We start from the raw sequence: 13,470 nt of genomic DNA on the forward strand, positions 1-13,470 counted from the left end.
GATGTCTGTTGATCCAAATCGCTCGTCTAGTAGTTCAGAGCACCTCGCGACCGAGCCGGTCGCCATCTTGTTTTTGAAACATTTTTTTCCAATATGTATCGGTATGCTGGTCATCGGCCTGTACAACCTGATTGATGGCCTGTTTATCAGCCATTTTGTTGGCGAACAGGCACTGGGCGCGGTTGCCATGGTGTTCCCTGTACAAATGGGGATCGCCGCGCTAGCCGCGATGCTCTCTGCCGGCATGGCAACCATGGTTACCAGGCTGCTGGGCGCCAAACAAAGAGCCAAAGCCGGGATCATAATTGGCCACACCTTACAAATGGCCATGCTATTAAGCGTAATTCTCCTGATACTAGGCTGGCTCTACCCTCTTGAGATACTAAATTGGCTCAGCGTCGACCCGGTATTCAAAGCCGACGCTTACGCCTACCTTCACCCCATTATGCTATGCAGTTTTGTTGCGATAATTTTGCCTGTATTGGGAGATATTTTTCGTGCAGAAGGCCAACCGCATAAGCTCATGCTGATAATGTTAACGGCCTCCGGGCTCAATATTGTGCTGGATTACGTGTTTATTGCCGTATTTGAGTGGGGTGTTACCGGCGCAGCTTTCGCCACGGTGGTATCGCAGGCTATCGCCTTGATACTGGCTTTATACCTGCTACTCAGACCAGACAGATTTACCCCCATTGATTTTGCGGTTGATTATAAAGCCTGGTTACCTATTGTGTTGACAGGGACACCTGTACTGATCACGCATCTCTGCCTGGGCTGGCAAACGGCCATCATGAATTTTCAGCTCATGCAAACCGCCGGAGAAACCTGGGTGATCACTTACGGTATGCTAAGTCGGGTGCTAACCTTCGCAACTCTGCCCATAGTTGCCATGCTAGTTACCTTTCAAACCTTATGTGCCTACAACCTTGCAGCACAAAACACCGAACGAGTGCGTAAATCAATTGAAATCGCGCTCATATCAATGATGCTGTATGCCACACTCGTGACAATCCAACTTGTTTTGTTTGCCCCAAATATCATGGCCTGGTTTACCAGCCAGTCATTACTGATATATCAGGGTCAGGAAATGATACACTCCGCACTGTGGGGACTGCCACTCGTCGCCTTAATGCTGGTTGCCAGCGGCTTCTATCAGTCAATTGGCGACCCTCGCCGGGCTAGTTTTTATAGTGCATTCAGGATCATATTTGTGTTTACGCCGTTGCTTTTTGTACTGCCATTGTGGTTTGACCTGAACGGGATCTTTATTGCGATAGTCAGCGCCGACGTCATCACGGCGCTGGCGACCTGTAGCCTGTGTTGGTTTCACTACCAAAAAACAACCTCAAACAAATTGGAGATTATCAGTGCAAAAAACTGATCGGCAGGAGAAACATCGGGACTTATATTATCAGCGTCTGAAACCTGTGGTTGCTTATATTCACAGCCACCCGGACCAGCCTGTTAGTCTTGAAAAAGCCTCGTTGCTCAGCCACTTTTCTAAGTGCCACTTACAGCGCATTTTTTCTGCCCTGATGGGGGAATCCCTGACCCAATACAGTAATCGGGTCAGGCTGGAACGCGCCGCTTCTTTACTATTCTTTCACCCCGAAAAAAGCGTAACTGACATTGCGCTGGACTGCGGCTATTCAAGTAGCGCTAACTTCACACGCTCTTTTAAAGAACACTATGGCATTACACCAATCAGCGTCAGAAAAACAGAGCGGCTGAAAAAGCAATTGGCAGAGCACCTTGAAGTGCAGAAGATGAATATTGAATTACTGATGCGACTGCAAGCTGAAAAGGTGTCTGCCAAGCAACCTGACATAACACCCAAGGCCAGCCGGATTATGAAGATTGATGAGATGGACTTGTGCACACTCAGAGCGCCGCAAGGCTATCACCTTGATGGGATCTGGCAATGCTGGGAGCAACTAAATCAGTGGGCCCAGGTGCATGGTCTGCGCTCACGCAGCATCACTAAGCTCGGATTTGGTCATGACAACCCCCTCTTTACCCCGCTGGATAAAGCCAGATATGACGGTGCGCTGGTGATCCCCGCGGGATTAAAAGACAAAGTTAAAAACCCTTTCAGACTAAGTACGTTAGCTGCGGGCCAGTATGCGGTTTTTCGCTACCATGACTTAGTGAGCAACCTGCTGCCTTTTCAGCTGGCCCTCTACGCAGCCTGGTTACCGAACAGCGGGTTTGAGCCGGACGACGCCCCGCTCATTGAGCATTACGACCGGCCGGTTGACAACAACCATAACAAAGACCCTTCAAAACGCATGATTGCGTTGGAGATCTGGTTAAAAGTAAAACCGCTGGCTAAGACTACGCCCGATTAACTGATGCCAATGTATTTATGGACCTGCACGGACAAGCGCCAGTTTTTCTGCTTGCAGGTATCAATGGCCAGCTTGGTCGCTTTCGCTTTTTGACTGATAGGTTGCAGATATACCAGCTTTGGCTGAACCCCGGTCTCTTCGAACAAGGCTTCCAGCTCTTCTACGTGCTTCTCCATTGCGACCGGGTGTTTAATCTCATCCGCTCTTTGCATCGCACTTGCCAGGACTTTGTAACCGCCGCGCATATTGATTTTAGGAGATACCGTGACCCAGGTTTGCGCAGGCACCAGAATTTCAAAAGTACCGCTGGTTTCTACCTGAGTTTGATACCCCTCAGCATGAAGCTTGTCGCACAACGGATTGAGATCATACATGCAAGGTTCGCCCCCGGTGATCACCACATGCTTTGCGGTGTAGCCACGCGCTTCAAACAAGGCCAGTAGTTGCTCAGGTGTGGCATTGGCCCAAAAATCTGAATCCGCTTTTTTCTCTACCGTTTGATCCAAGCTAACAAGATAAACGGGGTCGACCTCCCAGGTCTGTTTGGTATCACACCAGGCGCAACCCACAGGGCATCCCTGTAAGCGCACAAAAATGGAAGGCACACCAGTGTGGCTGGCTTCACCCTGGATGGTTTCAAACACTTCATTTATCTTGTACAAAACAGCTCCGAACTCACTTTACATCCCGGATTCAAACCGGACACATGACGACTTAATAACGTTTACATTTTACCCTGGCAAAAGCCATAACGCTGAAAAACAGGCATTATCTGACCCGTCGGATTGTCATTTTTTCAGCGGCCGTGTAGTATATCGCGCCCTGACATAAACCTCTATTAAAATCGCGAGCAATGTCAGTGAGTATTCGAGCACACAAACGAGGCAAACCTATGAGCGAAAAAGTCGTTGTTATTTATTCCGGTGGAATGGATTCATATACAGTCCTGAACAAGGCACTTAAATCAGGCTATGAGGTCTATGCGCTGTCTTTTAATTATGGCCAGCGCCATGTAAAAGAACTCGAAGTTGCCCGTCAAGCCTGCGACGAACTCGGTGTGGCTCATAAAATCGTGGACATTTCCGCAATTAACCAGCTGATCGGTGGTTCATCACTGACTGATGACATTGAAGTACCAGAAGGCCATTACGAAGAAGAAAGCATGAAAAGCACTGTGGTACCAAACCGCAACATGATCTTGCTGTCTCTGGCGGTTGGCTATGCGGTTTCGCTCAAAGCAAGTAAAGTCTTTTACGGTGCCCATTCAGGCGATCATGCAATATATCCGGACTGTCGCCCTGAGTTTGTAAAGAAAATGGACGACGTCTGCCGCATCGCAAACTATGAAGAAATTGAAATTGTTTGCCCATACCTGAACAACAGCAAGATTGAGATCCTCACAGACGGTCTGAAAATGGGGCTCGACTACAGTAAAACCTGGACCTGCTACAATGGCCGTGAGAAGGCCTGCGGTAAGTGTGGTGCCTGCCAGGAGCGCCTGGAAGCTTTTACATTAAATCAAGCCAGTGATCCCCTACCTTACGAATAACGCTCCTCACTTGCTCAGTGGGCACACGCTACGCCCACTGACGAAATCATATCTTGAAACAGATCCGCTCAAGACCTCTGTTCGATAATTTGCTACGCTAGGACTATCAAAGTGAAAAAAGGAATCACAGGTATGTCCGGTACAACCATGGTTTTTCTAATTGTCTTAGTGGCTGTCGGTTTCGGTGTTATCCGAGATATCTTTACTAAACGTCTGGAAATGAAAAAGCTTGACGGAATGAGCCAGGCCGAAAAACAGGCCATGCAAGATGAAATTCGGCAACTCAAAGCACGTGTAGCAACACTTGAGCAGATCATCACCGATGATGGCTACCAGGTTGCTAAAGAAATCAATAAACTATGATACCAGCCAGCAATGGCAGCTGGTATCACTTGGGCTCTCAATCGTTCTGAAAGTTAAGCGCTGGTTGGCGTAGACTGTGGCTTAGTAACCAGCTTTTTGGCTTCAGAGGACTTTGGCTTTTTCTTGTCAAAAATCCCCAAACGAATCCGGATAAAGTGCAGGATCTCCCGGGCCACATCCACATCAACCGCAGCTTCTAAGCCTTCAAAACCCGGACTGGAATTGGCTTCACAGATCTTAAAATGCTCTTCATCAAATAACAGGTCAATCCCTGCCATATCCAGATTAAGAATATTCGCCGTTTGCGTTGCCAGCCATTCAATTTCGGGGGTGATCGGATGTGACAGGCCCTTTGCGCCCGCACTCACATTGGCTTTAAAGTTCGCACCGCCCGAGTTTCGTTCCATACAGGCAACCACACGTCCACCAATCGTCAATACGCGTAAATCTCTGCCATGACTCGACTTAATGAATTTTTGCAGAATAATGTTTGCTTTCGGACTGGTCGCTTCAATCAATTGCATTAAGTCGTCAAACTCACTGCGTGTTTTTGACAAAAACACCCCACTGCCCTGAGAGCCGGACAGCGTTTTTACCACCACCGGGAATCCAATCTGCTTTTCAACCAGATCAATATTCACCGGAAACTTCACCAGCATAGTTTTTGGCGTCGGCAAATTTTGCTGTGCCAGGATCTGCTGTGCGAACAGCTTATCCTTCACCGTTTCAGTCGCTTCTGAGCTGTTAAAACAGTGAACGCCAAGCCGCTCAAGGTGGCGAATAATCGCCAGCGCAAAATAGGTTGTACCGGCGCCCATACGTGGTAACACAAAATCGGGCAGCGATACCGGCTCGCCATCGATCAAAACACTCTGATCGTCTTCACGGGATACCAGCAGGTCAAACTGGTCTGGAGAAAACACCTGCAGATCTATGTTCTCCTCCTGGGCAACTTCCAGTAGGCGTTTAATTTCGTAAGTTTCTGGCTTTAAAAGGTTTGCCGAGTCTTTGTATATAATCCATCCACGCATTGGGGTGCTCTTTGCTCGCTTGAAATTCAAAGCGCGGATTATGAAAATCAATTGCCCCAAAGTACAACAAAATTTATTTGTCGTCAGGATAAGAGAATTACCAGTTAAGGGGTCAGTTTACGAATGCCAGTGTCTCGTCAATAAACGGGCTGGGATCATCAGGCACCAGCAAACAGACTTGTCGTCGGGCACGGGTCAGTGCAACATAGAACAAACGGCGTTCCTCCGCATCTGGATACGACTCTCGCGCTGGTAACAACGCCTCTATGATGGCTGCACTTTGCTGCCTGGCGGGCACGCTGTTGTTATGTAAACCCAATAAGATGCTGAAATCGGCTTCTTTTCCTTTAGCGCCGTGAAAAGTCAGCGCCGTTATACGCGCACGAGGAAATCGCTGAGAAAGTTTGGTCATTACTTCTGCGGATGGTAAAAATTTGTGATTGCGTGCCAGTAACAAGACTGAACAAGGCTCTGCCGTCAGGCTCATAAATCCATCGATTGCCATACTTAGCGCATCTTCCTCCTCAGGGCGCGCAATCAACACGGGGCAACTGGCCACTTGGCTCGAGTTAACCCGCTTAATCAACTGAGCTGGATTCTGACACACAAATTCGCTGGCAATATCCAGTAGCTGCTGCGGATATCGAAATGTCATATCAAGCTGTTGGATCGTGGCCTCACCAAAGTGCTCTGAAAAATGAGTCGTCATGGAAATATCTCCGCCACTAAAACGGTATATCGCCTGCCAGTCGTCTCCGACGGCAAACAAATCGCTCTTACTGTTGCGTGCCAACAGCGCCTTGAGCAACTCAGCCCGAAGCGGAGAAATATCCTGAAACTCATCAACCAGAATGTAATGCCAGGGACTGTTAAACTTGCCACTGCGCACATACTCGATGGCACGCGTGATCATGTCATCAAAGTCGATACATTGCTCTTTTTGCAAATAAAGCTGATAGTCGGTAAGCACAGCCCTGAAACAGCTCGTCCAGAGCGCAAATTCATGACTCAGTGACTGTGTTTTACCCAAAAATAAGGCCTGTTTGTAGAAGCTCAGCGCCTCTGAAAATTGACGGATCAGTTTGGTCGCCGCACGGGAAGTAAAATCGAGCTTTTGGCTGTTGTCAGTTTCACAGAATTGGCTTTTCAGCAACGCCATTAAGTCACGCTGATACTGAGCCTCCTGACATAAAGACGCCAGGGTCTCAGCAATAAACTGCTCCCTGGCAGCATCACTCTGACACAGGGCAGACAAGGTCGGTTTATTACCTTCGACCTGAGCAATGATTTCCAGCCCAAGACTATGAAATGTAGCGCACTCCACCGCGACTTTACTGTGAGCCAGCCGTTGCTGCATCTCAACAGCCGCTTCCTTTCCGTATGCAAGCATCAGTATTTGCTCAGCCTGAGCTTGCTGTGAATGAAGCAGATAAGCTGCTTTGGCCACCATCACACTGGTTTTTCCGGTTCCCGCCCCAGCAAGCAACAGCTGGCGCTCATCCTGTACCACACACGCTCGACGTTGTGAGTGAGTCAAAGGATGCTCACACACCGTATCAAAAAAGCCCTCATAACGACGCAACTGGGCCTGGATAAAAGCTTCTCTGAATTGAGCCAGGTCTTCGTCATGCCAGCAATGCATCTCAGTCACCGTATATTGAGCCTGGACAAGGTCCTCATCCATGTCTGGCTCACTTTGCCAGCCACTCCAGTACTTTGCCAGCTCGGTTATGACTGATCGAGTTGTAGCCCAATAACGCACAGACAGATACCTGTGTTGCAGCAGTTGCTCCAAAGCCGTTACTGAGGAGATCAGGCGTGCTTTATGCGTGTTTAACCAGAAAGTTTCAAGCTGAGCTTGCATTTGAGGAGCGGGGTGATATTTGATCCGGATAGTCAGCACTCTGTCCTGCTCGTGACACACAAGGCGTGCCCCCAACCAATCCAGCGAAATGACGGGAGGCTGATGTTGCTGTTCCCAGGCAATCAGCTTTTCGCCGCCGGCCTTGAGTATTCTTATCCCTTGCGGGCATACGTCGATTGCTCTAACGCCATGGAATACTTTGGAAATAAAATGAGCAGGAAAATGCATAAAAAGAAACACAAACTAATTTCTTTTATTGTAACCCATGTGAGCGGAATATCGCATCTAAGTAGCTTAAATTTGGGCATTTTTAGGAGTAGGAAAGGATTTTAGATAACCGATTGGTGCGAATGGGGGGACTTGAACCCCCACGAGCTATGCTCACCACCCCCTCAAGATGGCGTGTCTACCAATTCCACCACATTCGCAATTCGGTGTAATGCATTGTCGTTTAAAATACGACTTAACTCATATTTTATGAGAGAGCCAGTGCATCGCTGGCTCTAAGATTGGTGCGAACGGGGGGACTTGAACCCCCACGAGCTATGCTCACCACCCCCTCAAGATGGCGTGTCTACCAATTCCACCACGTTCGCTAAGAAGTTTTTAGTTTGGGACGTCTGAGTTGTTTTGAGACTCTTCTGACGCTGGTACATCTTGATTAGCAGGTACTACCGTAGAAGCAGGCGCCTCCAGGTTTTCCCACTCGTCAGCCTGCTTAATTTGGCTGGCTGTCAAGCTACCCAACACAATGCTCAGGACGAAAAATACCGTCGCAAGAATTGTCGTCGTTTTGGTCATAAAGTTACCTGCACCTGATGAACCAAACACGGTTGCAGAAGCACCTGCACCGAAGGATGAACCCATGTCGGCGCCTTTGCCTTGCTGAATTAAGATCATGCCGATCAAAGCCAGCGAGACGACCAAATATATAACCAAAAGAATCTCGTACATTTACTTATCCCTTTGCACTTTCACAGATAGCGCTAAAGCTTTCAGGTTTGAGACTCGCTCCGCCTATCAGGCCACCGTCAATATCTGCTTGTGCGAACAATAATTCACTATTACTTTCATTAACACTGCCGCCATATAGTATGCGTAGTGCGTCTGCAACCTGTTCATCATAACTACGTAACAAGTCACGAATATACTTATGCGTTGCCTGAGCTTGTTCTGGTGTGGCTGTTAAACCGGTACCTATGGCCCAAACAGGCTCGTATGCTATCACAGAATTTACCAGTGATGCTATGCCTAATTTTTCAATAACAGATTCAAGCTGTTGTTTAACAACTTCTTCTGTCTTGCCATCTGTTCTTTGTTCTTGGGTTTCACCAATACACAGAATAGGTGTCAATCCACTTTGCTGCGCTTGAGCAAATTTGTTTGCGACATCCTCGTTGGACTCACCGTAAATACTACGTCTTTCAGAGTGTCCTACTAAGGTGTAATTTGCACCAAGGGATTTCACTAAAGAGGCTTGTATTTCACCTGTGTAGGCACCAGCATCAAATTCTGACACAGTCTGTGTGCCACATTTTAAACCAGCTGATATTGCCTCAGACAGTAACACCGCAGGAGGAAAAACTAATACCTCACACTGCTGCTCTTCGATTTGAGCACTCACCGCTGCAATTTCTTTTATCAGCTCTAAAGAGCCGTTCATTTTCCAGTTGCCTGCGACGATTGGCTTTCTCTGTCCCATGTATTACTCCGCATCAGAAAGCGGGTGAGATACTAACGTCACTCACCCTAAGTTACAAGAAAAAATTGTGGATTTTGGTTTAGTTGCTCACAGATTCAACGACTTGAGCAATTTTGGTGGCAAAGTCAATAACTTGCTTTTCCTGTTCGGCTTCAACCATAACGCGAACAACGGGCTCGGTACCTGACTTTCTTAACAGGACCCGGCCTTTTTCGCCCAGTTCTGACTCAACGTCCCTCACCGCTTGTTGAACCTCATCCGCTGATACGGGATCTGTGCCTTTGGCATAACGCACATTAATCATTTTCATCGGATATTTGACAAATCCAGCGCCTAAATCTTTGAGCGTCTGGTTTTGAGCAACCATAGCAGCAAGTACCTGCAAGCTTGACACAATACCATCGCCAGTCGGGATAAGTTCAAGATTCAGGACGTGGCCCGAACTTTCACCGCCAATTGTCCAGCCATGCTCCTGAAGTTTACTCAACACATAACGGTCGCCCACTTTACTGCGTTCAAACGGAATGTCTTTCTCTTTGAGCGCATTTTCCAGACCCATATTGGACATCACAGTGCCAACGACACCACCTTTTAGCTGTCCACTGCGCTGCGCTTGGGCCGCGATGATATATACAATGTCATCCCCATCAAACACACGACCGTTATGGTCCACCATCATGACGCGATCGCCATCACCATCATAGGCGATCCCCACATCGGCCTGGTGTTCAAGTACATGGCGTTTTAAAGCATCAACGTGCGTTGCACCGCACTTTTCATTGATATTAACCCCATTTGGCTCACATGCCGTGCAGATCACTTCTGCACCTAACTCACGCATGACTGCCGGCGCAATGTGGTAAGTTGCACCATTAGCGCAATCCAAAACGATTTTAAGGCCCTCGAGTGAGAGCTCATTGGGGAATTGTCCTTTACAGAACTCAATATAACGACCGTCTGCGTTTTCCAGACGTCGTGCCTTACCCAGCTTATCTGACGCCACACAGGTCATAGGTTCGTCAAGCATAGCTTCGATTTCTAGCTCAACTTGATCTGGCAGCTTTTTACCATCACCACCGAAAAATTTAATTCCATTATCATGATAGGGGTTATGCGAGGCACTGATCACAATGCCCGCTTCAGCGCGGAATGTTTGCGTCAAGTAGGCAACGGCAGGTGTTGGCATTGGCCCAAGCAATACCACATTAATGCCAGCGGCAATAAGCCCCGCCTCTAGAGACGTTTCCAGTAGATAGCCTGAAATACGCGTATCTTTACCTATGATTACTTTCTTGGTGCCAGATTTAGACAGCACTTTACCTGCTGCCCAGCCCAGTTTAAGTGCAAACTCAGGTGTGATTGGAAACTCCCCAACCATTCCGCGTACACCGTCGGTACCAAAATATTTTCTTGTTGTCATTTATTTACTCCATGGGTTGCTGCGTGCCAAACCCGCAGCACATCATTGGTTTCTTTAACATCATGAACACGTATAATCTGCGCCCCCTGTTGGGCACATAATAATGCCCCACTCAGGCTTGCAGCCAAGCGCTCATCTGTATCCCGATTAAGTAATTTGCCAAACATAGATTTGCGGGATAACCCGGCAAGAATAGGACGTTGCAGTTCGGCAAAGTAAGATAAGTGTCCTAACAATGAAAAGTTATGTTCCAGTGTTTTGCCAAAACCAAAACCTGGATCAAGAATGAGGCGATCAGGCGTTATGCCTGCCTCAACACAGCAAGTCATACGTGACTGAAAAAACGCGCTAATATCCTTAAAAAGATCCTCATAGCAGGGGTTGAGCTGCATGGTTCTCGGCTGCCCCTGCATGTGCATTAGACACACCGCAACATCGTCGTAACGTGCAGCCACGTCTAGAGCGCCAGGTTCTTGCAACGCACGCACATCGTTGATCATATCCGCACCAGCTTCAATCGCAGCGGACATCACCTCAGCTTTACTGGTGTCGACTGAAATAATGCAGTCTGACTGAGCTCGAATGCCTTCGATTACAGGGATAACACGTTCAAGTTCTTGTTCTAATCCGACGTCAGGCGCACCAGGGCGTGTCGACTCACCGCCAATATCGAGCACACTCGCCCCTTGTTCAAGCAGTATCAAACCGTGTTTGACAGCGCTGTCAGCCTGACAATACTTGCCGCCGTCTGAGAATGAATCAGGAGTTACATTAACAATTCCCATTATCTGGGGTGTAGAAAGGTCAAGTGTACGACCACGAGGAAGTTTAAGCTTAAGCATAATACGCCTGTTGAATTGCTTTTATATAAGCATATTTTATAAAAAACTGCCACATTAAGATAGTAAGTGCTCGCTGGGAAGAGCTTAGCTGACATCTTATGAATGGCTGCTTACTTAATCCAATTCGTCGAGTTTCGGCTCGATTAGAAGCCTGGGAGACACCAATTTTCAGTATCACCTGTATACATAAACACTTTGCTCTAGCCACAGTAATTGTTTAGACGGACTGTCATTTCCCTATGCTTCATGGATTCGTCAGCTGAACGTAAGATAAGCAGAATATCAGCCAGTACAAGCCGCTCGTTAGACGAACTGGTAAAAAGGTCATCCTTAAAATATAAAAAACCCCGGCTAATGCCGGGGTTTTTCAATTGTTGAATTCTAACTTAGATTATAACTTGTCATCAAGCTCAGAACCCGATACTGGGGCACTTTCGCTCTTTTCAACGTCATTACTAGTACCAGCAGAGGCACCAGAATTGCCACTATCAGTTGGCTTACGGTCATGGGCATCTCTGGGTGGACGCACCTCTTTTCTTTCCATTAAGTCGTCAATCTGACCAGCATCAATTGTTTCGTACTTCATCAATGCATCCTTCATCGCGTGAAGGATATCCATATTATCTTTCAGAATTTGCTCCGCTCTGCCATAGTTACGGGTAACAAAATCCTTAATTTCAGCATCAATAAGCTTAGCAGTTTCGTCAGACACACCAGCCATGCGTGACGACCCGCCACCCATAAACATTTCGCCTTGCTCTTCCATGTACATCTGAGGACCCAACTTTGGACTCAAACCCCATTGCGTTACCATCTTACGGGCAATATCGGTAGCTCGCTCGATGTCATTGCTGGCACCCGTCGTTACTTTGTCATCTCCATATATAATGGCTTCTGCAATTCGGCCACCATACAGACTCGATAGCATAGACTCTAAATGCTCTTTTGAGTGACTTACTCTGTCTTGCTCCGGCAAATACATAGTAACACCCAATGCACGACCTCGCGGAATGATAGACACTTTGTAGACAGGATCATGCTCTGGAACCAATCGACCTACAATCGCGTGACCAGCCTCATGGTATGCTGTCATTTCTTTTTCTTTCTCAGACATCACCATAGATTTACGCTCAGCGCCCATCATGATCTTGTCTTTGGCTGCGTCAAACTCAGCCATGCTCACTTTACGTTTGTTGCCACGCGCAGCAAACAGTGCCGCTTCATTAACCAGGTTAGCCAAGTCTGCACCTGAGAAACCTGGCGTACCACGGGCAATTAAAGACGCTTCAACGTTTTCATCAAGCGGTACTTTGCGCATGTGTACATTCAGAATTTGCTCACGACCACGTACGTCTGGCAAGCCTACTACTACCTGACGGTCAAAACGGCCTGGACGAAGCAATGCCGGGTCAAGTACATCTGGGCGGTTCGTCGCAGCAATAACAATAATACCTTCATTGCCTTCAAAGCCGTCCATTTCAACCAACATTTGGTTAAGAGTTTGCTCACGCTCATCGTGACCGCCACCCATACCCGCACCACGTTTACGACCTACAGCATCGATCTCATCGATAAAGATGATACACGGTGCCGCTTTCTTTGCCTGGTCGAACATGTCACGTACACGTGACGCACCAACACCAACAAACATTTCTACGAAATCAGAACCTGAAATAGTAAAAAATGGCACTTTGGCTTCACCTGCTACCGCTTTAGCAAGCAAAGTTTTACCAGTACCAGGAGGACCTACCATCAACACTCCCTTAGGAATGTTACCGCCAAGCTTCTGGAACTTAGATGGATCACGTAGGAAGTCTACCAATTCGGTAACGTCTTCTTTTGCTTCATCGCACCCTGCAACGTCGGCAAATGTGGTTTTAACCTGATCTTCACCCATCAGACGCGCTTTGCTCTTACCAAATGACATGGCGCCTTTACCGCCGCCACCTTGCATCTGACGCATGAAGAAAATCCACACACCAATTAACAACAGCATAGGGAACCAGGAAATAAAGATGTTAGCCAGGAAAGACTGCTCTTCCGGCGCAACCCCTTTGACGTTTACATCATTTTTAAGTAAATCATTGATCAAGTCGTCATCATACAACGGCATAATGGTTTGAAAACGTTCACCATTATTTTTGATCCCTGTGATCGTGCCAGCTGTGCGGTCGATGTTGACATCGCGGACTACACCGCTACGCACTTCGTTCACAAACTGAGTATAACTAGTCTGGCGATCTGCTTGTTCGCCACCATTGAAGCTCTGAAATACGGTCATAAGCACGACTGCTATCACCAACCAGAGTATTAAGTTCTTCGCCATATCGCTCAAGGGGTTAACCTCTTGT

12 protein-coding genes and 2 tRNA genes are annotated in these 13,470 nt (G+C 47.6%); 4 read left to right on the top strand and 10 right to left on the bottom strand.

Annotated features, from left to right (window positions below; translation table 11 throughout):
- The first annotated feature begins 1 nt into the window (after position 1).
- On the top strand, positions 2–1,381 hold the full coding sequence (locus QNM19_RS17470; RefSeq protein WP_049865830.1) for an MATE family efflux transporter: 1,380 nt from the start codon (positions 2–4) through the stop codon (positions 1,379–1,381).
- A complete protein-coding gene (locus tag QNM19_RS17475; RefSeq protein WP_049865831.1) occupies positions 1,368–2,348 on the top strand; it encodes an AraC family transcriptional regulator in 981 nt (326 codons plus the stop codon). Before QNM19_RS17470 ends, QNM19_RS17475 begins: the two co-directional genes overlap by 14 nt.
- On the opposite strand, the gene queE is transcribed toward QNM19_RS17475, so the two are convergent.
- Complete coding sequence (queE, locus tag QNM19_RS17480) at positions 2,345–3,010, bottom strand: 7-carboxy-7-deazaguanine synthase QueE (protein WP_040645553.1); 666 nt, start codon at positions 3,008–3,010, stop codon at positions 2,345–2,347. The genes QNM19_RS17475 and queE overlap by 4 nt on opposite strands.
- 230 nt (positions 3,011–3,240) lie before the next feature.
- Here queE and queC point away from each other — a divergent pair, with 230 nt between their 5' ends.
- Both queC and QNM19_RS17490 read left to right on the top strand, forming a co-directional pair.
- On the top strand, positions 3,241–3,897 hold the full coding sequence (queC, locus tag QNM19_RS17485) for a 7-cyano-7-deazaguanine synthase QueC (protein ID WP_010385922.1): 657 nt from the start codon (positions 3,241–3,243) through the stop codon (positions 3,895–3,897).
- A gap of 132 nt (positions 3,898–4,029) precedes the next feature.
- On the top strand, positions 4,030–4,260 hold the full coding sequence (locus tag QNM19_RS17490) for a hypothetical protein (RefSeq protein ID WP_049865832.1): 231 nt from the start codon (positions 4,030–4,032) through the stop codon (positions 4,258–4,260).
- A gap of 53 nt (positions 4,261–4,313) precedes the next feature.
- On the opposite strand, the gene QNM19_RS17495 is transcribed toward QNM19_RS17490, so the two are convergent.
- The 9 genes from QNM19_RS17495 to ftsH all read right to left on the bottom strand — a co-directional run bounded on the left by QNM19_RS17495 (position 4,314) and on the right by ftsH (position 13,445).
- A complete protein-coding gene (locus QNM19_RS17495) occupies positions 4,314–5,291 on the bottom strand; it encodes an ATP-grasp domain-containing protein (RefSeq protein WP_284027011.1) in 978 nt (325 codons plus the stop codon).
- Between the two features lie 112 nt (positions 5,292–5,403).
- On the bottom strand, positions 5,404–7,395 hold the full coding sequence (locus QNM19_RS17500) for a UvrD-helicase domain-containing protein (protein ID WP_284027012.1): 1,992 nt from the start codon (positions 7,393–7,395) through the stop codon (positions 5,404–5,406).
- 102 nt (positions 7,396–7,497) lie between these two features.
- A tRNA-Leu gene (locus tag QNM19_RS17505) sits at positions 7,498–7,583 on the bottom strand.
- Between the two features lie 82 nt (positions 7,584–7,665).
- Positions 7,666–7,751: transfer RNA gene (locus QNM19_RS17510), tRNA-Leu, on the bottom strand.
- Between the two features lie 10 nt (positions 7,752–7,761).
- Positions 7,762–8,109, bottom strand: a complete 348-nt coding sequence (secG, locus tag QNM19_RS17515) for a preprotein translocase subunit SecG (protein ID WP_284027013.1) — start codon at positions 8,107–8,109, stop codon at positions 7,762–7,764.
- 4 nt (positions 8,110–8,113) lie between these two features.
- A complete protein-coding gene (tpiA, locus tag QNM19_RS17520; RefSeq protein ID WP_284027014.1) occupies positions 8,114–8,857 on the bottom strand; it encodes a triose-phosphate isomerase in 744 nt (247 codons plus the stop codon).
- A 79-nt stretch (positions 8,858–8,936) separates the two neighbouring features.
- Positions 8,937–10,277, bottom strand: coding sequence for a phosphoglucosamine mutase (glmM, locus tag QNM19_RS17525; protein WP_058795019.1), 1,341 nt, complete (start codon positions 10,275–10,277; stop codon positions 8,937–8,939).
- Complete coding sequence (gene folP, locus QNM19_RS17530) at positions 10,274–11,119, bottom strand: dihydropteroate synthase (RefSeq protein WP_049865702.1); 846 nt, start codon at positions 11,117–11,119, stop codon at positions 10,274–10,276. Before folP ends, glmM begins: the two co-directional genes overlap by 4 nt.
- Positions 11,120–11,510: 391 nt before the next feature.
- A complete protein-coding gene (gene ftsH / locus QNM19_RS17535) occupies positions 11,511–13,445 on the bottom strand; it encodes an ATP-dependent zinc metalloprotease FtsH (protein ID WP_049865701.1) in 1,935 nt (644 codons plus the stop codon).
- Between the last annotated feature and the right edge of the window lie 25 nt (positions 13,446–13,470).

It is taken from the genome of Pseudoalteromonas ardens, assembly GCF_030125445.1.
Lineage (GTDB): Bacteria > Pseudomonadota > Gammaproteobacteria > Enterobacterales > Alteromonadaceae > Pseudoalteromonas > Pseudoalteromonas ardens.